This window comes from Micromonospora humi, assembly GCF_900090105.1.
GTDB lineage: Bacteria > Actinomycetota > Actinomycetes > Mycobacteriales > Micromonosporaceae > Micromonospora > Micromonospora humi.
The window spans coordinates 1-20096 of sequence record NZ_FMDM01000026.1 but is presented as its reverse complement, the minus strand read 5'-3'; the positions used below and the strand labels follow the sequence as shown (position 1 = coordinate 20096).

At 74.3% G+C, this 20096-nt stretch carries 20 protein-coding genes and 1 pseudogene; 18 read left to right on the top strand and 3 right to left on the bottom strand.

What is annotated here, in order from left to right; all coding sequences use genetic code 11:
* The first annotated feature begins 97 nt into the window (after positions 1-97).
* From GA0070213_RS30305 to GA0070213_RS30280, 6 genes are all read left to right on the top strand, one after another.
* Positions 98-3226 (top strand): Rne/Rng family ribonuclease, encoded by a 3129-nt coding sequence (locus tag GA0070213_RS30305; protein ID WP_091072407.1) that lies wholly within the window; start codon positions 98-100, stop codon positions 3224-3226.
* A gap of 118 nt (positions 3227-3344) precedes the next feature.
* On the top strand, positions 3345-3818 hold the full coding sequence (locus GA0070213_RS30300) for a hypothetical protein (protein ID WP_091072405.1): 474 nt from the start codon (positions 3345-3347) through the stop codon (positions 3816-3818).
* Between the two features lie 188 nt (positions 3819-4006).
* Positions 4007-4324, top strand: coding sequence for a 50S ribosomal protein L21 (gene rplU / locus GA0070213_RS30295; RefSeq protein WP_091072401.1), 318 nt, complete (start codon positions 4007-4009; stop codon positions 4322-4324).
* Positions 4325-4335: 11 nt separating this feature from the next.
* The gene (gene rpmA / locus GA0070213_RS30290) at positions 4336-4590 is read left to right on the top strand and encodes a 50S ribosomal protein L27 (RefSeq protein ID WP_091072397.1); all 255 of its coding nucleotides are present in this window, start codon (positions 4336-4338) and stop codon (positions 4588-4590) included.
* Between the two features lie 90 nt (positions 4591-4680).
* A complete protein-coding gene (gene obgE / locus GA0070213_RS30285) occupies positions 4681-6150 on the top strand; it encodes a GTPase ObgE (protein ID WP_091072392.1) in 1470 nt (489 codons plus the stop codon).
* A 70-nt stretch (positions 6151-6220) separates the two neighbouring features.
* A complete protein-coding gene (locus tag GA0070213_RS30280; RefSeq protein ID WP_091072390.1) occupies positions 6221-6670 on the top strand; it encodes a GNAT family N-acetyltransferase in 450 nt (149 codons plus the stop codon).
* 72 nt (positions 6671-6742) lie between these two features.
* On the opposite strand, the gene GA0070213_RS30275 is transcribed toward GA0070213_RS30280, so the two are convergent.
* Positions 6743-7213, bottom strand: a complete 471-nt coding sequence (locus GA0070213_RS30275) for a DUF4383 domain-containing protein (protein WP_091072479.1) — start codon at positions 7211-7213, stop codon at positions 6743-6745.
* A gap of 198 nt (positions 7214-7411) precedes the next feature.
* Between GA0070213_RS30275 and GA0070213_RS30270 the strand changes: the two genes are divergently transcribed.
* From GA0070213_RS30270 to GA0070213_RS30260, 3 genes are read left to right on the top strand one after another with little or no spacing between them, the layout of a single operon-like run.
* Positions 7412-8194 carry a YML083C domain-containing protein gene (locus GA0070213_RS30270; protein WP_091072386.1) on the top strand — a complete coding sequence of 261 codons (783 nt, stop codon included), beginning with the start codon at positions 7412-7414 and terminating at the stop codon, positions 8192-8194.
* A gap of 31 nt (positions 8195-8225) precedes the next feature.
* Entirely contained in the window at positions 8226-8678 is a 453-nt protein-coding gene (locus tag GA0070213_RS30265; RefSeq protein WP_091072383.1) for a phage holin family protein, read from the top strand.
* Positions 8675-9313: a DUF3618 domain-containing protein gene (locus GA0070213_RS30260; RefSeq protein WP_091072379.1), complete on the top strand. Its 639-nt coding sequence runs from the start codon at positions 8675-8677 to the stop codon at positions 9311-9313. Before GA0070213_RS30265 ends, GA0070213_RS30260 begins: the two co-directional genes overlap by 4 nt.
* A 142-nt stretch (positions 9314-9455) precedes the next feature.
* On the opposite strand, the gene GA0070213_RS30255 is transcribed toward GA0070213_RS30260, so the two are convergent.
* On the bottom strand, positions 9456-10703 hold the full coding sequence (locus GA0070213_RS30255) for a cytochrome P450 (protein ID WP_091072376.1): 1248 nt from the start codon (positions 10701-10703) through the stop codon (positions 9456-9458).
* 248 nt (positions 10704-10951) lie between these two features.
* On the opposite strand from GA0070213_RS30255, the gene GA0070213_RS30250 reads away from it, so the two are divergent.
* Entirely contained in the window at positions 10952-11341 is a 390-nt protein-coding gene (locus GA0070213_RS30250; protein WP_091072374.1) for a hypothetical protein, read from the top strand.
* 10 nt (positions 11342-11351) lie between these two features.
* On the opposite strand, the gene GA0070213_RS30245 is transcribed toward GA0070213_RS30250, so the two are convergent.
* Positions 11352-11570 carry a DUF397 domain-containing protein gene (locus GA0070213_RS30245; RefSeq protein WP_013287999.1) on the bottom strand — a complete coding sequence of 73 codons (219 nt, stop codon included), beginning with the start codon at positions 11568-11570 and terminating at the stop codon, positions 11352-11354.
* A 66-nt stretch (positions 11571-11636) separates the two neighbouring features.
* Between GA0070213_RS30245 and pepN the strand changes: the two genes are divergently transcribed.
* The 8 genes and pseudogenes from pepN to GA0070213_RS30200 form a co-directional block, all read left to right on the top strand.
* Entirely contained in the window at positions 11637-14153 is a 2517-nt protein-coding gene (gene pepN, locus GA0070213_RS30240; protein WP_091072370.1) for an aminopeptidase N, read from the top strand.
* A 91-nt stretch (positions 14154-14244) separates the two neighbouring features.
* Positions 14245-14841 (top strand): nicotinate-nucleotide adenylyltransferase, encoded by a 597-nt coding sequence (gene nadD, locus GA0070213_RS30235; RefSeq protein WP_091072367.1) that lies wholly within the window; start codon positions 14245-14247, stop codon positions 14839-14841.
* 146 nt (positions 14842-14987) lie between these two features.
* Positions 14988-15359 carry a ribosome silencing factor gene (gene rsfS / locus GA0070213_RS30230; protein ID WP_091072476.1) on the top strand — a complete coding sequence of 124 codons (372 nt, stop codon included), beginning with the start codon at positions 14988-14990 and terminating at the stop codon, positions 15357-15359.
* Positions 15356-15985, top strand: coding sequence for a histidine phosphatase family protein (locus tag GA0070213_RS30225; RefSeq protein ID WP_091072364.1), 630 nt, complete (start codon positions 15356-15358; stop codon positions 15983-15985). The genes rsfS and GA0070213_RS30225 overlap by 4 nt, the downstream gene beginning before the upstream one ends.
* A gap of 48 nt (positions 15986-16033) precedes the next feature.
* Positions 16034-16885 carry a DegV family protein gene (locus tag GA0070213_RS30220; RefSeq protein WP_091072472.1) on the top strand — a complete coding sequence of 284 codons (852 nt, stop codon included), beginning with the start codon at positions 16034-16036 and terminating at the stop codon, positions 16883-16885.
* Positions 16882-17658 carry an SDR family NAD(P)-dependent oxidoreductase gene (locus GA0070213_RS30215; protein WP_091072360.1) on the top strand — a complete coding sequence of 259 codons (777 nt, stop codon included), beginning with the start codon at positions 16882-16884 and terminating at the stop codon, positions 17656-17658. Before GA0070213_RS30220 ends, GA0070213_RS30215 begins: the two co-directional genes overlap by 4 nt.
* 804 nt (positions 17659-18462) lie before the next feature.
* Entirely contained in the window at positions 18463-19227 is a 765-nt protein-coding gene (locus GA0070213_RS30205; RefSeq protein ID WP_425412880.1) for a ComEA family DNA-binding protein, read from the top strand.
* Positions 19224-20015, top strand: a pseudogene (locus GA0070213_RS30200) (ComEC/Rec2 family competence protein); the annotation flags it as partial. The gene GA0070213_RS30205 and the pseudogene GA0070213_RS30200, both read left to right, overlap by 4 nt.
* Between the last annotated feature and the right edge of the window lie 81 nt (positions 20016-20096).

Genomic DNA, 20096 nt, shown 5'->3' with positions numbered 1-20096 from the left:
CGGTCGCGCTCCCGCGCGCCCGGCGGAAACACCTTTGCGGCAACCCTGCGTGGCAGCGCTCAACCGCGCCCGGGGCAGCCAGAACTGGAGAACGTCCATGCTCGAGAACGAGCCCGAGGGCGGCGAACGGACCGGCGCGGAGCCGGCCGACGCTACCGCCACCGACAGCACCGCCGGCGCCGCCGAGGCGAAGCCTCCGGCCCGCAAGCGGGCCAGCCGCCGCAAGGCGGCCCCGCTCAACCAGCCGGAGCAGACCGACGCCCCGGTCGAGGCGCCCGCCGTGGCCACCGGCAGCGCGGAGTCGCCGCAGGCCGAGGTGTTCGCGCCGGTGGCGGGGGAGTTGGACGCCGCGCCCAAGACCACCCGACGGCGGCGTAAGGCGACCCCGGCGAAGGCGGTCGAGGAGCCGGTGGCCGCCGCCGGGGTGGAGGCCACCTCGGACGAGGTGGTGCCGCCGGTCAAGGTGACCCGGACCCGCCGCCGCAAGGCCACCCCGCCGGCCGAGGCGATCCCGGTCGCCGAGTCGCCGACCGAGGCGCCCGCCGAGGCGGCCGGACCGGCCGTGGAGCCGCCCGCCGACGCCGTGGTCGACGGGCCGGTCTCGCTGCCCGGTGGCGCGGGCGAGATCGCCGAGGGCCGTGCGCCGCTCGACGAGGACGCCGACGCCGACGCGGTGGGCGAGGACGCCGTCGACGAGCCCACCCCGGGCGAAGCCGTCGCGCCGGCGCGCCGTACGCGGCGCCGTACCGCTGGGGCCGGGACCGAGAACGCCGCGTCCCGTCGTACCGATGACGTCGACCTGGCCCGGGCCGGTGGGCTCGCCGACGACTCCGGCGCGGTGTCCACGGGCGCCGCGGTGCCGGGTGTCGCGGACGAGCCGGCGGCGGCCGAGGAGCGGCCGACCACCGGCCGGCGACGCCGGGCCGCGCTCTCCGCGCCGACCGTCCTGTTCATGCCCCCGCAGCCCGAGGAGGTCCCGGACGTCCGGGTCAGCTACCCGGTCGCCGAGGAGGCGGTGGAGGAGGAGCCGGTCGAGACCGGCCGGCGCCGTCGCCGCGCCCGTCGCGAGCCCGAGCCGGCCGAGGTGGAGGCCGAGGCCGTCGAGGAGGAGCCGACCGCCGAGGCCGCGGAGACCGTCGAGGCCGAGGAGGACGACGACGACACGGCCGAGGGCCGGCGGCGGCGTCGCCGCGGTCGCCGCGGTCGGGGCCGGGGCAAGGGTGGCGCCGACGAGGCGGAGGACGACGAGTCCGGTACGGCGGAGGCGTCCGACGCCGAGGCCGAGGAGACCGCCGAGGACGAGGACACCGAGGGCGAGGGGATGACCCGTCGTCGCCGTCGCCGCCGCCGTCGGGGCGCGGGCGAGGCGGAGACCGCCACCGAGGACGGCGTGCCCACCGTCGTCAAGATCCGTGAGCCGCGCAAGGCCGTCGACGAGGTGCAGGGCGTCTCCGGCTCGACCCGGCTGGAGGCCAAGCGGCAGCGCCGCCGGGACGGCCGGGAGCAGCGGCGTACCCGGCCGCCGATCCTGAGCGAGTCGGAGTTCCTGGCCCGCCGCGAGGCGGTCGACCGGACGATGGTCGTCCGCCAGCGCGGCGACCGTACCCAGATCGCGGTGCTCGAGGACGGCGTGCTGGTCGAGCACTACGTGACCCGCAACTCGTCCGGCACCATGGCCGGCAACGTCTACCTGGGCAAGGTGCAGAACGTCCTGCCCAGCATGGAGGCGGCCTTCGTCGACATCGGGCGCGGCCGCAACGCCGTGCTCTACGCCGGCGAGGTCAACTGGGACGCCACCGGGCTGGAGGGGCGGGCCCGCTCGATCGAGCAGGCGTTGCGCTCCGGCGACCCGGTGCTGGTGCAGGTCACCAAGGACCCGATCGGGCACAAGGGCGCGCGGCTGACCAGCCACGTCGCGCTCTCCGGCCGGCACCTGGTCTACGTGCCCAACGGCAACGCCTCCGGGATCAGCCGCAAGCTGCCGGACACCGAGCGCAAGCGGCTGCGGGACATCCTCAAGAAGCTGGTGCCGGACGGCGCCGGGGTGATCGTCCGGACCGCGGCCGAGGGCGCCAGCGAGGACGAGTTGGCCCGCGACGTCAAGCGGCTCCAGGCGCAGTGGGAGGACATCCAGGCCAAGGCGGCCTCCGGCGGCGCCCCGGTGCTGCTGTACGAGGAGCCGGACCTGGTCATCCGGGTGGTCCGGGACCTCTTCAACGAGGACTTCCGCGAGCTGGTCATCGAGGGCGAGTCCGCGTACGACGTGGTCGAGTCGTACCTGTCGCACGTCTCGCCGGACCTGGTCGCGCGGCTGCGCCGGCACGCCGGTCTCACCGACGTGTTCGCCGAGCACCGGATCGACGAGCAGATCCTCAAGGGGCTGGACCGGAAGGTCTTCCTGCCCTCGGGCGGCTCGCTGGTGATCGACCGGACCGAGGCGATGACCGTCGTCGACGTCAACACCGGCAAGTACACCGGCTCCGGCGGCAACCTGGAGGAGACGGTCACCCGGAACAACCTGGAGGCGGCCGAGGAGATCGTGCGCCAGCTCCGGCTGCGCGACCTCGGTGGCATCGTGGTGATCGACTTCATCGACATGGTGCTGGAGTCGAACCGGGAGCTGGTGCTGCGCCGGCTCACCGAGTGCCTGGGGCGGGACCGCACCAAGCACCAGGTCACCGAGATCACCTCGCTCGGCCTGGTGCAGATGACCCGCAAGCGGATCGGCGCGGGCCTGCTGGAGGCGTTCAGCGAGACCTGCGAGTGCTGCAAGGGCCGGGGCGTCGTCATCCACACCGAGCCGGTGCCGGAGAAGCCGCGCGGCGGCGGCGCGGGGGAGAAGGTCAAGGCGGTCGCCTCGGCGGTCGCGCCGGCCGAGGAGAAGGGCCGCCGCCGGGGTCGCAAGGCCGCCGCGGAGAAGACCGCCGCGGAGACCGCGCCGGAGCCGCCGGCCGCGGCCGAGCCGGAGCGGACCGTCGCCGAGGTGGTCGAGGCCCCCGACGACGACTACTACGACACCCAGGGCTACGACCTGTCCCGGTTCGCCGCCGACACGCCGGCCGCCCCGGCGGTCGCGGACAGCCAGGAGGGCGACTCGGCCCGGCTGGCGGCCTCCGACGACCCGGACGCGATCGGTGACGGCGAGACCGACGACGAGGGCGGCGACGGTGGCACCCCGCGGCGGCGCTCCCGGCGTGGCGGCGCCCGGCGGCGTACCCGGCCGTGAGCCGCTGACCTGCGTGGCGTTTGACAGGGCCCCCGCTCCGGCAACAGAGTGCCGAGCAGGGGCCCTGCCGTTTCCCGTCTACCCCCGGTCGGGGCGGCACGTCCCGGAGGGAGGAGACATGCGTCGGGTGTTCGCGGTCACCGCGCTGGCCGGACTGCTGCTGGCCGGGTCGGGCTGCGCCGACCGGGGCGACGATCCGTTCGCGGTGGGCTTCGCCTCACCGGCCCCGGCCGCCACGTCGCCCACCCCGGCCCCGACCGCCACCGGCGACGCGGGCGTCTGCGCCCGGGCGAAGCAGTCCGGTTCGGCGGCCGTGCAGACGTACGTGGCGAAGCTGGCGGAGATGCTGCGGTCCGGCGCGACCGGTGACCGGAGCGCGGAGAAGTCCGCCCAGCGGGACGCGGAGGCCGCCCTGGCGGGCTGGCGGGACGTGCTGCGGGAGCAGTCCCGGAAGGCCACGGATCCGGGTCTGCGGACGCTCCTGGCGGACCTGGCCACCGAGGTCGCCGGGCTCGGCACCGACGTGCGGGCGATCGACGAGACGGAGTTCGACCGGCTCCAGCAGCGCCTCGACCAGCTCTGTCCGGCCTGACCGGCGGGCCCGGTTTGGGTGGCGGGCCTCCTATGGCGTACGCTTGCCTGCGGCGCACTTTGGTGTGCCTAGTTCCCGCGTGCCCGCGCCGCCGGTGTCACGGCTCCCGGCGAGACGCCGTGGGAACGACCCGCCGGTGACGGTGGGAAAAGACGTCAGCAGCCTCAACGACAGGGAGTCCGCCTCCGATGTACGCGATCGTCAAGACCGGCGGCAAGCAGTACAAGGTCGCCGAGGGCGACGTGATCGAGGTCGAGAAGCTCACCGGTGCCCCCGGTGACGCGGTGAAGCTCACCGCGGTGCTCCTCGTCGACGGTGACGACCTGGTGACCGACGCGGCGAAGCTCGCGAAGGTCGCGGTGTCCGGCGAGATCGCCGCGCACACCAAGGGCCCGAAGATCCGGATCCACAAGTTCAAGAACAAGACCGGCTACCACAAGCGTCAGGGTCACCGTCAGCCGCTGACCCAGATCAAGGTGACCGGCATCTCCAACAGCGGGAAGTAGGTCGTCCTCCAATGGCTCACAAAAAGGGTGCGTCCAGCTCGCGTAACGGCCGTGACTCCGCGGCCCAGCGGCTCGGCGTGAAGCGCTTCGGTGGTCAGGTCGTCAGCGCGGGTGAGATCCTCATCCGTCAGCGTGGCACCAAGTTCCACCCCGGTGACCTGGTCGGCCGTGGCGGCGACGACACGCTGTTCGCGCTGTCGGCCGGTTCGGTGCAGTTCGGCACCAAGCGCGGTCGCAAGACCGTCAGCATCGTGCCGCAGCAGTAGTTCGAAGGCGAAGCGGGCCGCGGACCTCGGGTCCCGGCCCGCTTCGCCTTTCCACGCGCGGGGCGGTACCCCGCTGGAAGGATTGGCGTCGTGACGACGTTCGTTGACCGGGTCGTCCTGCACATGCAGGCCGGCGACGGCGGGCACGGCTGTGTCTCGATCCACCGGGAGAAGTTCAAGCCCTTCGGCGGCCCGGACGGCGGCAACGGCGGCCACGGCGGCAGCGTGTCGCTGGTGGTCGACGCGCAGGTCACCACGCTGCTCGACTTCCACTTCCGGCCGCACCTGAAGGCCGAGAACGGCAAGGGCGGGGCCGGCTCGAACCGGGACGGCGGCAACGGCCGCGACCTGGTGATCAAGGTCCCGAACGGCACCGTGGTGCAGAGCCTCGACGGTGAGGTGCTGGCCGACCTGGTCGGCGTCGGCACCACGTTCGAGGCGGCCCGGGGTGGCCGTGGTGGGCGGGGCAACGCCTCGCTGGCCAACGCCCGCCGCAAGGCGCCGGGCTTCGCCGAGCTGGGCGAGCCGGGCGACAAGCTCGACGTGGTGCTGGAGCTGAAGAGCGTCGCCGACGTCGGTCTGGTCGGCTTCCCGTCCGCCGGCAAGTCCTCGCTGATCTCGGTGATCTCCGCGGCCAAGCCGAAGATCGCCGACTACCCGTTCACCACGCTGGTGCCGAACCTGGGCGTGGTCCGGGTGGACAACCACACCTTCACCGTCGCCGACGTGCCGGGCCTGATCCCGGGCGCGGCCACCGGCAAGGGCCTGGGCCTGGAGTTCCTACGCCACGTCGAGCGCTGCGCCGTGCTGGTGCACGTGGTCGACACCGCGACGCTGGAGCCGGGCCGTGACCCGCTGGCCGACATCGACGCCATCGAGTCGGAGCTGACCCAGTACGGCGGGCTGGCCGACCGGCCCCGGCTGGTCGCGCTCAACAAGGTCGACGTGCCGGACGGGAAGGACCTGGCCGACATCGTCCGCCCCGACCTGGAGGCCCGCGGCTTCCGCGTCTTCGACGTCTCCAGCGCCACCCGGGAGGGCCTGCGCGAGCTGACGTTCGCGATGGCTCAGCTGGTCGACGAGAGCCGCCGCGCCGCCCCGCCGGCCGAGCCGACCCGGATCGTGATCCGCCCGAAGGCGGTCGACGACGCCGGCTTCACCATCGAGGCCGAGGAGGACGGCTCCTACACGGTGCGCGGCAGCCGGCCGGAACGCTGGGTGAAGCAGACCAACTTCGACAACGACGAGGCGGTGGGCTACCTGGCCGACCGGCTGGCCCGCCTCGGTGTCGAGGAGAAGCTGGCGAAGGCCGGTGCGCAGGCCGGCGACCTGGTGCGGATCGGCGAGCGGGAGTTCGACTGGCAGCCCACGCTCTACGCGGGCGTCGACTTCGTCCCCGGTAACCGGGGCACCGACCTGCGGCTGGAGGACAAGTCGACGCGTCCCCGGGCCGCCGACCGGTTGGAGGCCCGCAAGGCCCGCCGACGTCGCCCGGAGGACGAGGTCGAGGGCGCGCCGGGGACCCCGGCGGACGACCTGGACGACCCGGACGACGATTAGTTCGGCTCCGTCCGTGTTGGGGACGATGGCCGGAAACCTCCGCGAAATCCGGCCGACCTAGCGTGGCCGGATGCTGATCGAATCCCGGCCCGCCACCGACCCGGAGATCGCCACGCTCGTCGTCGCCCAGCAGCGTGAGCTGCGGGCCGCCGACGGCGGCCTGGACGGTCAGGTGACAGTCGTGCACGACGACATCCACTACCTGGCGGCCGTGGTCGGCGGCCGGGCGGTCGGCTGCGGCGGCCTCCAGGCGCTCGACGTGGACACCGGCGAGCTGAAGCGGATGTACGTCCGGCCGGCGTTCCGTGGGCGGGGCGTCGCCCGGCAGTTGCTGGTCGCGCTGGAGGAGCTGGCCTTCCGGCACGGGTACCGGACGGTGTGCCTGGAGACCGGCACCTACCTGCCGGCCGCGATCGGGCTCTACCGGTCCGCCGGCTACCGACCCGTCCCGGTCTACGGCGAGTACGTCGACAACCCGTACAGCGTCTGCTTCGCCAAGCGGCTGCCGGTAGGCGTGTAAGGCGGGGCCCCTTCTTAACGCCTGGCGTCGAGAAGGGGCCCCTTCTCACCCACCGTCAGGTGTCCATCTGCCTCAGGGACGGTCGATCGGGGTGTCCAGCCGGCTGCCGGTGCCCGCCCCGTTGCTCAGCAGCAGGCCGGTGGCGAGCATGCCGAAGCCGAGCGCCAGGTGCAGCCAGTTGTCGGCGTGGTTCACCGGCACGAAGTTGGCCGCGGTCTCGCGGCTGTCGATGGCGAAGCCGTAGAGCCAGAGCACCAGGTAGAGCGCGCCGCCCACGGCCAGGAACGCCCGCGCCCCGGCCAACCGGCGGGCCGCCACCAGCCCGACCAGGCCGAAGAGCAGATGAACCAGGTTGTGCAGCACCGACACCTGGAACAGGCCGAGCAGCTTCGCCCCGGAGTGGTGCCCGGCGAACGTCAGCTGGCCGTAGTGCGCGGTGACACCGGGGATGAAGCCGAGCACGCCGATCAGCACGAAGAGGGCCGCCGCCGCGAGGGCGACCTTCTGCACGGCCGGTCGGGCCGGCGCGTGTTCGCGTGCCATCACGGTCACCCCCGTTCGAGCTGCTCACCGCCCGGACGGGCGGCACCTCATTCTGTGACCGGCCCGGGCCGGTTCCGCAGAGAATTGACGAATCAGGCATGGACCCGGCAACCGGGGGTAGGGCAGTTGTCACGCGGAAAGCATTCGCGTGACCCCCCGAAACGCAAACCGCTGGAACGCACGAGCGGAAGGGACACCATGACTCAGGATCTTTCCCCCACGTCCGCCACGTACGAGTCGACGAACGGCGGCGGCGTACGCGACCAGGCCCGCCAGGTCGGCTCCGACGCCGCGAGCGCGGGCGGCGCGGTCGCGCAGACCGCCAAGGAGCAGGGTCAGGAGGTGGTGGGCGAGGCCAAGCGGCAGGCCCGCGACCTCTACGGCGAGGCCCGCAACCAGGTGACCAGCCAGGCCGGTCAGCAGCAGCAGCGGGCCGCCAGCGGCCTGCGGTCGCTGGCCGACGAGATGCGGTCGATGGCGCAGCAGGGCGGCGGCTCCGGCCCGGTCACCGAGCTGGCCCACCAGGCCGCCGAGCGGGTGCACGGCGTGGCCGGCTGGCTGGAGCAGCGCGAGCCGGGCGACCTGCTCAACGAGGTCAAGGGCTACGCCCGTCGTAACCCGGGCACGTTCCTGGTCGGCGCCGCCCTGCTGGGTGTGGTCGCCGGTCGGCTCACCCGGAACATCGCCGCCGTGGGCAACGACGGTGGCGCCGGGCAGTCCTACGACCCGGACCGGACCGCCGTCATCCCGACCGCGCCGGTGGTGCCCGCCCAGACCCCGCCGGGTGGTTACCTCGACCCGACGCCGGGCAGCTACGCCGAGCCGGACCCGGGCTACTCCGCGCCGGGCGCGGCCTACCCGGGCGGCGGCGCGCCGAACACCTGGGCCGACCCGGCGGGCGGCACCGGCCAGCCGCTGCCTCCGCCCACCCAGACCGACCCGCTGCCGGGCGTCCCGTCGACCGGCGCTCCGCGTCCGTGAGCCGCCCGACCGGCAGAAGGGAGACCGCGGCATGACCGTGCCGACGCAGGACCCGGGCTACCCCGGCGCGGGCGCCCCGCACCAGGCCGACGAGGTGCGGGCCAGCTCGATCGGTGAGCTGATGAGCCAGGTCACCGGCGACCTCTCCACGCTGATGCGCCAGGAGGTCGAGCTGGCCAAGGCGGAGATCCGCCAGGAGGGCAAGAAGGCGGGCAAGGCCGCCGGCCTCTACGGCGGCGCCGGCTTCGGCGGCTACATGGTGGCGCTCTTCGTCTCCATCGCGGTGTGGCAGTTCCTCGACAACGTCATGGACTCCGGGCTGGCCGCGCTGATCGTGGCGGTGGTGTGGGCCGCGATCGCCGCCGTCCTCTACTCGAAGGCGAAGAAGAACGCCCAGCAGATCCGCGGTCTGAAGCAGACCAACGACAGCGTGCAGCGCATCCCCGACGCACTCAAGCCGCACCCGGAGGGAGTCACCCGATGAGCACCGATCCCGACCAGATCCGCCGGGAGATCGAAGCCACCCGCAACAACCTCAGCTCGGACGTGGACGCCCTGGCGTACAAGGTCAGCCCGGGCCGCATCGTCGACGACCGCAAGCAGCGCGTCCGCAGCGCGCTGACGAACGTGAAGGACAAGGTGATGGGAACCGCTTCCGACCTCGGCCACAGCACCGGCCACGCCGCCCACTCGGTGGGTGGCCACGCCTCCTCGGCCGCTTCCACGGTGACCGACAAGGCGCACTCCGCCGCCTCCACGGTGGGCGACGCCGCCCAGCGGGCGCCGCAGGTGGTCCGGCAGAAGTCCCAGGGCAACCCGATCGCCGCCGGCGTGATCGCCTTCGGCGTCGGCATGCTGGTGTCCTCGCTGATCCCCGCCACCCGGCGCGAGCAGGAACTCGCCGCGCAGGTCAAGGAGAAGGCCACCGAGCACAGCGACGTGGTCAAGTCCAAGCTCGGCGAGGTCGCCGGTGAGCTGAGGGACGAGTTGCGCGAGCCGGCCCAGCACGCCGCCGACTCGCTGCGCTCGACCGCGCAGGACGCGGCGCACGCGGTCAAGGACGACAGCCGCAGCGCCGCGCAGGACGTTCGGGAGAGCGCGCACCAGGCACGGTCCTGACCGACGCTCCCCGGTCGGCGGGGGCCCTTCTCATCGCCCAGGCGTTGACAAGGGCCCCCGCCGTCGCACGTCCGGACCCGAGCGGCCGTACCGCAAGGGCGGCACGGTCAGCATCGTCGGGAGGTACGGCGGCCTGGCCGCCTCAGGCCGCCGGCCGCACCCCGTCGACGATCATCCCGCTGGGCGGCAGCGCCGGCATCCGGCCGAGGTCGAGCGCGAGGTCCTGCGGCGGGACGCGGTAGCTCATCGCGCCGGTCAGCGCGCCCACCGCGCGCTTCATCAACTCGATCGTGATCCACTCGCCGGCGCAGCGGTGACCCGTGTCGTGGTCGCCGCCGCCCTGCGGGATCAGGCTGAACGGGTCGTCCCGCCAGGTGGCGAAGCGTTCCGGGTGGAACCGCTCCGGTTCCGGCCAGAGCGCCGGGTGGTGGTTCGTCCCGTACAGGTCGAGCAGCACGCGACGGCCCTGCGGGAACGCGTACCCCCGCCACTCGAAGGAGCGGCGGACCCGGGCCGCGGCGAGCGGGAAGAACGGGTAGTAGCGCCGTACCTCCTGCACGAACTGCTCGGTCGCGTCCTCGTCGCCGCGGACCCGGTCCCGCCAGTGCGGGTGGTCGTGCAGCGCCAGCGCGGCGAAGACCACGTACCGGTCCACCGCTACCGTCGGGCGGAGCACGTTGAGCAGCCCCACCGCGGCGATCCGGCGGGGCAGCGGCGCGCCCCGCTCGTCCCGGTGCTCGGCGATGATCCGCAGGGCGCTGCCCTCGGGCGCGGGCAGCGCGCCGGCGCGTACCCGTTCGACCAGCTCGCCGGCCCAGCGTTCGGCCCGGCGGCGGGCGAGCACGCCGCGCCAGTGCGTCGGGCCCAGCACGGCCGGTCCCTTGATCATGGCGTGCATCTCGGCGGTGCGGCGGCGCACGTCGGTCTCGGCCAGCGGGACCCCGGCCCAGGCCCAGACCGCCCGGGTCAGCATCCGGCCCACCTCGTCGTAGAGCACCACGGGGCCGTTCTCCGCCCAGAGCGGGATCCGGGCCCGCCATTCGTCGTCGAAGAGCTGCCCGAGGCGCCGGACCGCGGCCGGCGTCATCATCGACATGAACATCGCCTTGCGGGCGCGGTGCGCCGCCCCGTCGAGGCCCTGCACGCCGCCGACCCCGGTCAGCGTGCGCTGCCCGCGCATCGGCATGGCGCCGCGCCGCACGAACCGCTCCTCGTCGTAGAACAGCTCGGCGGCGTCCCGCCCGCGCAGGCAGATGGTCGGCTCCAGGAGCAGCCGGGTCTGCACGACGTCGCTGCCGAGCCGGTCGCAGCGCGCGCTCACGAAGCGGTAGCCCTCGCGGAGGAACGCCAGGGTGCTGTCCGGGCTCCGGTCGCTCGGCATGGTGCTCATCTCGGCTGCTCCTGACGCCTGTCGGCCGCCCTGCACGACGCTGCCCTACCTACCCGGGGTGACGCGACCGAATCCTCCGTCTCCGCAGGTCAACGCGGTTCGGAGGCGAGGCCGGGCAGCCGGACCCGCGCTGGCCCCTCCCTGGGAGCGAAAAAGCTGGTTCGCTCGACGCAGGGATCGGCGGCGACCGGTCCTGTCCCGCCGGCGCGAGGCCCGGCGGGGTCACCGGAGACGGGGGAGGGGCACGGATGCGCGACGACCGGACGGCACGGGGGCGGCACCGCGACGCGGTGGCGCGGCTGCGGGGCGGTGGGCGGGAGGAACCGCTGATCGGCGGGCCCCGGCGTGCCGGGGCCCGCCGACCGCGGTTCTTCACCGTGCATCTCGGCTTCGCGGCCGCCGACGCCGCCGTCGCACGCGAGCTGGCCGTCGCGTACGCCGAGGCGCTCGGCCTGCTCCGCCCGGAGCTGGCGCTCGGCGCGGCGGCGCTGTCGCCGGCCGACGCCTGGCACCGCGCCGAGCGGCTGTTCTGCGGCGCGGTCGGGCCCGACGGCGAGCACTGTGCCGATGTGGCCGGCCATCCCGGTTTCCACCACGCACCCGGTCCGGGTGGGCTCGGCTGGGGTGACGGTGACTGACCCGGCGGGGTCAGTCCAGGTCGAACTCGCCGTCCTGGGCGCCCGCGACGAAGGCGTCCCACTCGGCCTGGGTGAAGACCAGCACGGGGCCGTCCGGCTCGGCCGAGTTGCGCATCCCGATCAGGTCGTCGACGAAGGCCACCTCGACCGCGCCCTCCGACGTGTCGCCCTCCGCTCGCTGCCATACCGCCCGAGAAAGGTCGAAATCGCCCTTGGGGTGCTGACCCATCGTTGTTCCTCCATCGCCACGTGTCACGGGAAGGCCCGTGCGGGCCTCATCGGGCAGGATAAGCGGATGCCGAGCCTGACCCGTGCAGAGGCAACCGCGCGTGGCGCGTCGATCACCGTCGAGTCCTACCAGGTGGACCTCGACCTGACCGGCGACACCGAGTGGTTCCGCTCCACCACCACCATCCGGTTCCGGGCCACCCCCGGTGCCGAGACCTTCGTCGACGTCAAGCCCCGCCGACTCCTGCGGGCCCGTCTCGACGACCGTGACCTCGACCTGGCGTTGCTGGCCGACGGGCGACTGCCGCTCACCGGGCTGTCCGCGACCAACACGCTCACCGTCGAGGCCGAGATGGGCTACTCCAACACCGGCGAAGGGCTGCACCGCTTCGTCGACCCGGCCGACGGTGAGACCTACCTCTACGCGCTGTCCTTCCTGGACGACGGCCCGCGCATCTTCGCCGCGTTCGACCAGCCCGACCTGAAGGCCCCGGTGACGCTGGCGGTCACCGCGCCGCCGGAGTGGACGGTGGCGGCCAACGGGCAGCTCGCCGACCGGCCGGCGCCCGGGCGCTGGGAGTTCGCCCCCACCGCGCCGCTGGCCACCTACCTCGTCTCGCTGGTCGCCGGGCCCTGGCACGTGCTGCGGTCCGAGCACGACGGCATCCCGCTCGGCCTCTACTGCCGGCGGTCGCTCGCCGCGCACCTCGACGCCGACGCGGACGAGATCTTCACGGTCACCCGCCAGTGCCTCGACCGGTTCCACCAGCTCTTCGCCGAGCGCTACCCGTTCGGCAAGTACGACCAGGCGTTCGTGCCCGAGTTCAACGCCGGCGCGATGGAGAACCCCGGCCTGGTCACGCTGCGGGACGACTACGTCTTCCGCTCCGCGGTCACCGACACCCAGCGCGAATACCGCGCCACCGTCATCGCCCACGAGATGGCGCACATGTGGTTCGGCGACCTGGTCACCATGCGCTGGTGGGACGACCTGTGGCTGAACGAGTCGTTCGCCGAATACCTCGGCACCCGGGTTACCGCCGAGGCGACCCGGTTCGACCAGGCGTGGACCACGTTCGCGCTGCGTCGCAAGGCCTGGGGCTACGCGGCCGACCAGCGCCCGTCCACCCACCCGGTGGCCCCGGAGGAGGTCGTCGACGCCGCGGCCGGCCTGCTCAACTTCGACGGCATCTCCTACGCCAAGGGCGCGGGCGTGCTGCGCCAACTCGTCGCCTGGCTCGGCGACGACGCGTTCCTCGCCGGCCTGAACGCGCACTTCGCGAAGCACCGGTTCGGCAACGCCACGCTCGCCGACCTGCTCGACAGCCTCGCCTCGGCCGCCGGTCGCGACCTGACCGGCTGGGCCGAGCGGTGGCTGCGCCGGTCGCAGGTCAACACGTTGCGGATCCAGACCGCGGCGGACGCCGACGGGCGCTGGACCGAGGTGAGCGTGGTGCAGACCGCGCCGGAGAGCCACCCGGTGCTGCGGCCGCACCGCATCGGCGTGGCCCACCACACCGCGGACGCCCCGGTGCGCCGGTTCGAGGTCGACCTCGAACCGGACGCCGACGGCGGTCGCACCGCGCTGCCCGAGCTGGTCGGTCAGCCCGCCACCGGCCTGCTGCTGCCGAACGCCGGCGACCTCACGTTCGCCAAGATCCGGCTCGACCCGGCCTCCGCCGACGCGGTGCCGGCGCTGCTCCCCGGCCTCGACGACCCGCTGGCCCGGGCGCTGCTCTGGGGTGAGGCGCTGGACGCCGCCACCGACGGAGAGCGGCCGGTCGCCGAGCTGGTCGCGCTGATCGCCGCCGCGTTGCCGGCCGAGACCGAGGTGATCATCGCCGAGGACGTGCTCACGCTCAGCCGCAATCTCGTCGACCGCTACCTGGAGCCGCTGGCCCGGGACGCGGCGCTGCTCCGGATCGCCGGGGCGTGCCAGACGCTCCTGGCGGGCGCCCCGGCGGGCGGCTCGCTGCAACTCGCCGCGGCCCGTGGCCTGATCGGTGCCACCACGGACACCGGGCTGCTCGCCGCCTGGCTGACCGGGGAGAGCGTGCCGGAGGGGTTGGCCGTCGACGCCGACCTGCGGTGGGAGCTGCTGCACCGGCTGGTGGTGCTGGGTGGCGCCGGCGAGCCGGAGATCGCCGCCGAGTCGGCCGCCGACCGCAGCGCCACCGGCGCCGAGCGGGCGGCCGGCTGCCGGGCCGCGCTGCCCGACGCGGACGCCAAGCGGGCCGCCTGGGAGATCGTGATCCATAACGCCGAGTTGTCGAACCGGCTGGTGGAGGCCACCGCCGAGGGGTTCTGGCAGCCGGAGCAGGGGGAGTTGACCGCCGGCTACGTCGAGCGGTTCTTCGCCGACATGCCGGAGGCCGCGCGGAGACGTACCGCCTGGGTGGCGGACCGGGTCGCGGGGCTGGCCTTCCCGCGCTACGCCGTGGCGCAGCCCACCCGGGAGCTGGCCGCGGCGCTGCTGGCGCGCGACGACCTCACGCCCGGGCTGCGCCGGCGGGTCGTCGACCTGGACGACGACCTGCGCCGGGCGTTGGTGGCACGGACGGCGGTGGCCGCCGCGGGCGCCTGACCGGCGACGCACCGGACGGGTCAGGCACCCGTCCGGTGCGCGCCCGGTGGCCCAGGCCGGGTGGCGCCGGAGCGCGGCCTAGGATCGCGGGGTGGAGGACGACATCCGGCGGATCGGCATCATGGGCGGCACGTTCGACCCGATCCACCACGGTCACCTGGTGGCGGCGAGCGAGGTGGCCGACCGGTTCGGCCTGGACGAGGTGGTCTTCGTGCCCACCGGTCAGCCGTGGCAGAAGGCGGACGAACCGGTCAGCCCGGCCGAGGACCGCTACCTGATGACGGTGATCGCGACCGCCTCCAACCCGCGCTTTCAGGTGAGCCGCGTGGACATCGACCGCGGCGGCCCCACCTACACCGTCGACACGCTGCGCGACCTGCACGCCGAGTACGGCCCGAAGGCACAGCTGTTCTTCATCACCGGCGCGGACGCGCTGGAGCGGATCCTCTCCTGGAAGGATCTGGACGAGGTGCTCGAACTGGCCCACTTCATCGGCGTGACCCGACCCGGCTTCGAGCTGTCCGACCAGCATCTCCCGGCCGACTCGGTAAGCCTGGTGCAGGTGCCCGCGATGGCCATCTCCTCGACCGACTGTCGCGCCCGGGTGGGTCGGGGCGAGCCGGTCTGGTACCTGGTGCCGGACGGTGTGGTGCAGTACATCGCCAAACGGCGACTCTACCAGCGCTGATCCCGACCGTTACGTCCCCGTTCGTCCCGGAAACCGGCCAGAACTGACAAGTCGCCGCCCCGGCGGGTGTGAGAGGCTTGGAAGGTCGCACGGATGATCGAAGGAGAACGGTGACCACCATTCCCGAGCGGGCGTACGAGCTGGCGATGGCCGCCGCCCAGGCCGCGGCCGACAAGAAGGCGGAGGACATCGTCGTCATCGACGTCGGTGACCAGCTCGCCATCACCGACGCGTTCCTGGTGGCTTCGGCGCCGAACGAGCGTCAGGTGCACGCCATCGTCGACGCCATCGAGGAGCGCCTGCTGGAGCTGCCGGAGAAGGCCAAGCCGATCCGCCGCGAGGGTGAGCGGGGCGGCCGTTGGGTGCTGCTCGACTACGTCGACATCGTGGTGCACGTGCAGCACACCGAGGAGCGCGAGTTCTACGCGCTCGACCGGCTCTGGAAGGACTGCCCGCAGATCCCGTTCGTGGATCGCGACCTGGCCGACTCGGCCGCCGGCACCGCCACCGCCGAATGACCCGCCTGATCATCTGGCGGCACGGCAACACCGACTGGAACGCCGAGAGCCGGGTCCAGGGCCAGACCGACGTGCCGCTCAACGACCTCGGCCGGGAGCAGGCTCGTGCCGCCGCGCCGGTGCTCGCCGCGCTGCGCCCCGACGCCATCGTCGCCAGCGACCTGCGCCGGGCCGCCGACACCGCCGCCGCCCTGGCGGCGGTCACCGGGCTGCCGGTCCGCACCGACGCCCGGCTGCGCGAGCGGCACTTCGGCCGGTGGCAGGGCCTGGCCCTCACCGAGGTCGCCGAGCGGTTCCCCGACGACTTCGCCCGCTGGCGGGCCGGCGACCCCGACCCCGGCGCCGGCATCGAGAACCTGGACGACCTCGGTAAACGGCTCGGCGCCGCGTTCCGGGACGCGGCCGACCTGGCGGCCGGCGGCACCGTGGTGGTCACCACCCACGGCGGCGGCGCCCGGCAGGGGGTCGGTCACCTGCTCGGCTGGGACCATGCCGTGCTGCGCAGCGTCGGTTCGCTGGCCAACTGCCACTGGACCGAGCTGCGCCACGACGACGTCCGGGGCTGGCACCTGCGGGCGCACAATGTCGGGCTGATCACCCAGCCGGCGCTCACCGACGCGGTCTGAGCCCCTCGGCCCCGGCGCGCCGGCGCGACATCGGCTAGCGTGCCGGTCATGCCCGTAGCGGTCGTCACCGACTCCACCGCCTACCTGCCCCCCGAGCTGGTCCGCGCGCACCGGCTCACCGTCGTACCGCTGACCGTGGTGCTCAACGGCGCCGAAGGGTTGGAGGGCATCGAGACCTTCCCGGCGGACGCCACCCGCGCGTTGAGCGCCCGCCGCGTCTCGGTGAGCACGTCCCGGCCCGCGCCGGAGCAGTTCGCGCAGGTCTACCGCGCGCTGCTCGCCGAGGGCGCCGACGGTGTGGTCTCGGTGCACCTCTCGGCCGAGTTGTCCGGCACCCTCGAGGCGGCCCGGCTGGCCGCCGCCGAGGTCGGCGACGACCGGGTCACGGTGGTGGACAGCCGCGCCACCGGAATGGGTCTCGGCTTCCCGGCGCTCGCCGCCGCCGCGGCCGCCGCCGGGGGCGCCGACCTGACCGGGGTACGCGCGGCGGCGCTGGACGCGGTCGGGCGGACCACCGTCTTCTTCTACGTCGACACGCTGGAGTTCCTGCGCCGGGGCGGCCGGATCAACGCGGCCGAGGCGCTGCTCGGCACCGCCCTCTCGGTCAAGCCGATCATGCACATGCCGGACGGCGCGATCGTGGTCAGGGACAAGGTCCGCACCGCCAGCCGGGGCGTGGCGCGCCTGGTCGACCTGGCCGTCGAGGCGGCCGGCGACGCCGACGTCGACCTCGCGGTGCACCACCTCGCCGCACCGCAACGCGCCGAGGCGTTGCTGGCCGCGCTGACCGAGCGGCTGGGCGACCGGCTGCACGACACGTATGTCACCGAGGCCGGCGCGGTGGTCGCCGCGCACGCCGGCCCCGGACTGGCCTGCGTGGTCGTCCACCGCCGCCGGTGAGCGCGCGATCGTACGTCGTCACCGGCGGCGGGCGGGGGGTCGGGCGGGCGATCGTCGAGCGGTTGGCCGCCGACGGTGGGACGGTGGTGGTCGTCGAGCGCGACGAGAGCGCGACGGACTGGCTCGCCGGGCACCCCGCCGCCGACCGGCTGCACGCCGTCACCGGGGACGCCGCCGACGAGACGGTCGCCGCCCGGGCCGCCGACCGCGCCGAGGGGCACGGTCCGCTGGCCGGCTGGGTGAACAACGCCGCCGTCTTCCGCGACGCCGCCCTGCACCGCGAGTCCGCTGCCGAGGTGTTCGACCTGATCGCGGTCAACCTGCGCCCCGCCGTGGTCGGCGCCGGCACCGCCGTACGCCGCTTCCTGGCTGCCGGCGCCGGCGGCGCGATCGTCAACGTCTCCTCCCACCAGGCCCGCCGGGCGGTCCCGGGCGCCCTGCCCTACGCGACCGCGAAGGCCGCGGTGGAGGGGCTGACCCGGGCGCTGGCGGTGGACTATGGTCCGCGCGGGATCCGCACCAACGCTGTCGCGCTCGGCTCGATCCACACCGAGCGGCACGCCGCCTACCTCGCCGGGCTGGGCCCGGCCGGCGTGGCACACGTCGAAGCGGAGCTGGCCCGGCTGCACCCGGTGGGCCGGATGGGGCAGACCGGGGAGGTGGCCGACGTGGTCGCGTTCCTGCTGTCGGCGGCGGCCTCGTTCGTCAACGGGGTGACCCTGCCGGTCGACGGGGGCCGGGCCGCGCTCGGCCTGGACCCCGAGGCCCGCTGACCTGCGTGCGGGCCAGCCAGCGCACGCCCGCTGGCATCACGAACAGCTCACGTTTCGCGACGGCGGTGCCGCGCGGGCTCAGTTCGTAGCCCTCGATCCACGCCCACCCGTGGTAGGGGTGCCGGTCGGTCAGCTGCCTGATCACGCGGACCACGATCGGCCGGACGAACTGAACGCTTGCGGCCCGGGTCAGGTGCACCACGTCGCCGGCCCGGAAGGTTGGTGCGGTCACGCGTTCGGCGGTGTTCACCGGAGGCGGTGGTCTCGGCGGGTCCAGCCGACGAAGCGGGAGTCGATGGGCCGCAAAGCTGCCTACAAACTTGATGACGTGAGTGACTCGGTGCCTGAGTCGTCCCCGATATCAAGTTCGTAGCCTCCCGAGGCGACCACTCGCGACCGACTCCGGTGTGCGGCACCACCTACGACATCGCCGGTTATCACGTCGGCGGCATGATCGGGTGGTTGTCCACAAGCGCCCGTTGTCCACAGGTGAGGGCCCCACGGCCGACCTTCGGTGTGTCATCGCCGCTAGCGTCCCGATCCGTGTCAGACGACGAGGAGACGACGGTACGGCGGCGGCTCGCCCGGTTGTTCACGCCGGCGGGTCGGACGGCCGCCGTCCCGGCTCCCGCCGGCGGTGCGCCGCATGCCGTCCGAGCGGCGACGCCGGAGCCGTCACCGGCGTACCCGTTTCCCGACCCGGCCCGCCCCGGACCGGGACAGCCCGGCCACTCCGGACCGGGACAGCCGGCCCGCCCCGGGCTGCGACACGGCCACCCGGAGCCCGACCACGGGCATGCGCCGCTGTTCGAGACGGACCCCGCGTTCGTCGAGCACGATCCCGACGGGCCGGAGGTGACCCCACCCGGGGAGCCCGGGCGAGGGTTGGCGTCCCGGCTGCCCGGGCCGGGCGCGTTCGACCCGGGCCGTCGCGGCGTCCGTGCCCTCGCCGCCGTGGCCGTGCTCGTCGTCCTGGTGGCTGCCGTCTGGGCGTGGCGCTCCCGCCCGACCGCCGAACCCGTCCGTCCGGTCGCCCCGGCCGGCGCGGCCCCGTCCGGCGAGGCCCCAGCCGGGGCGGCGACGCAGGCGGCCGGCGCGGTGACCGGGGCGGCGCCGGCCGGGGCGACCGGTCAGGTGGTCGTCGCGGTCGCCGGCAAGGTCCGACACCCGGGGCTGGTGCGGTTGCCGGCCGGCGCCCGACTCGCCGACGCCGTGGAGGCGGCCGGCGGCGCGCTGCCCGGCGTCGACGTGGCGCTGCTCAATCCGGCCCGCAAGGTCACCGACGGCGAGCTGATCCTGGTCGGCGTCACCGCGCCGCCGGGGCAGCCCGCCCCGAGCCCGCCCGCCGGTGGCGGCGTGCCCGCCGGTCCAGCCGCCGGGCCGGTCAACCTGAACACCGCGACGCTCGCCCAGCTCGACACGCTGCCCGGCGTCGGCCCGGTGCTCGCCCAGCGGATCCTCGACCATCGGGAGCAGCACGGCGGTTTCCGGTCCGTCTCCGACCTGCGGCAGGTCGACGGCATCGGCGACGCCCGCTACGAGCAGCTCAAGGATCTGGTGACGGTGTGAGCGCCGACAGTTCGGACGCCGGGCCGGACCTGCGGCTGGCCGGGTTCGCGGTGGCCGCCTGGCTCGCCGCGCTGGCCGGGCTGCACCTCTCCGCCCGGGCGACCGCCGGGCTGGCCGCCGTCGCCGCCGCGCTGGCGGCGGTCGCGGGCCTGCGCCTGCGCCGCGAGCGCCCCGCGCCGATCCGCCGCTACGGCTGGATCGCCCTGGCCGTCCTGCTCGGCGTGCTCTGCGGGGCGGCGGCGACCGGCGCCCGGCTCGCGGTCCGCGACGCCGCCCCGATCCGCGCTCTCGTCACCGAGCGCGCGCTGGTCACCGCCGACCTGGTGGTGCGCGACGACCCGCGCCGGGTACGCGGCTCACCCGGCCGTCCGGCGCCGCTGCTGGTCCGGGTCGACCTGGTACGCCTCACCGGCCCCGACGGCAGTCAGGTCATCGGCCCGGTGCGCGGCCTGGTGCTGGCCACCGACCCGGGCTGGCAGGGGCTGCTGCCGGGGCAGCGGGTGACCACGCGCGGCCGGCTCGCCGAGCCGCGCGGCGGCGACCTCACGGCGGCGGTGCTCTCGGCGACCGGGGCACCCACCCGGCGCGGCGCCCCGTCGTGGGCGCAGCGCGCGGCCGGCACGCTGCGGGCCGGGCTGCAACGGGCCTGCGAACCGCTGCCCGACGCGCCGGGCGGGCTGCTGCCCGGGCTGGTGGTGGGCGACACCAGTCGGCTGCTGCCCGAGGTGGAGGAGGACTTCCGGGACACCGGGATGACGCACCTCAACGCGGTGTCCGGCGCGAACGTGCGTTAGGGGTAGTGGTAGGTTACCACGCCATGGGGGAGATCAAGCCAGGGCTGCGCGCCGCAGTCGTCGCCGTCATCTACG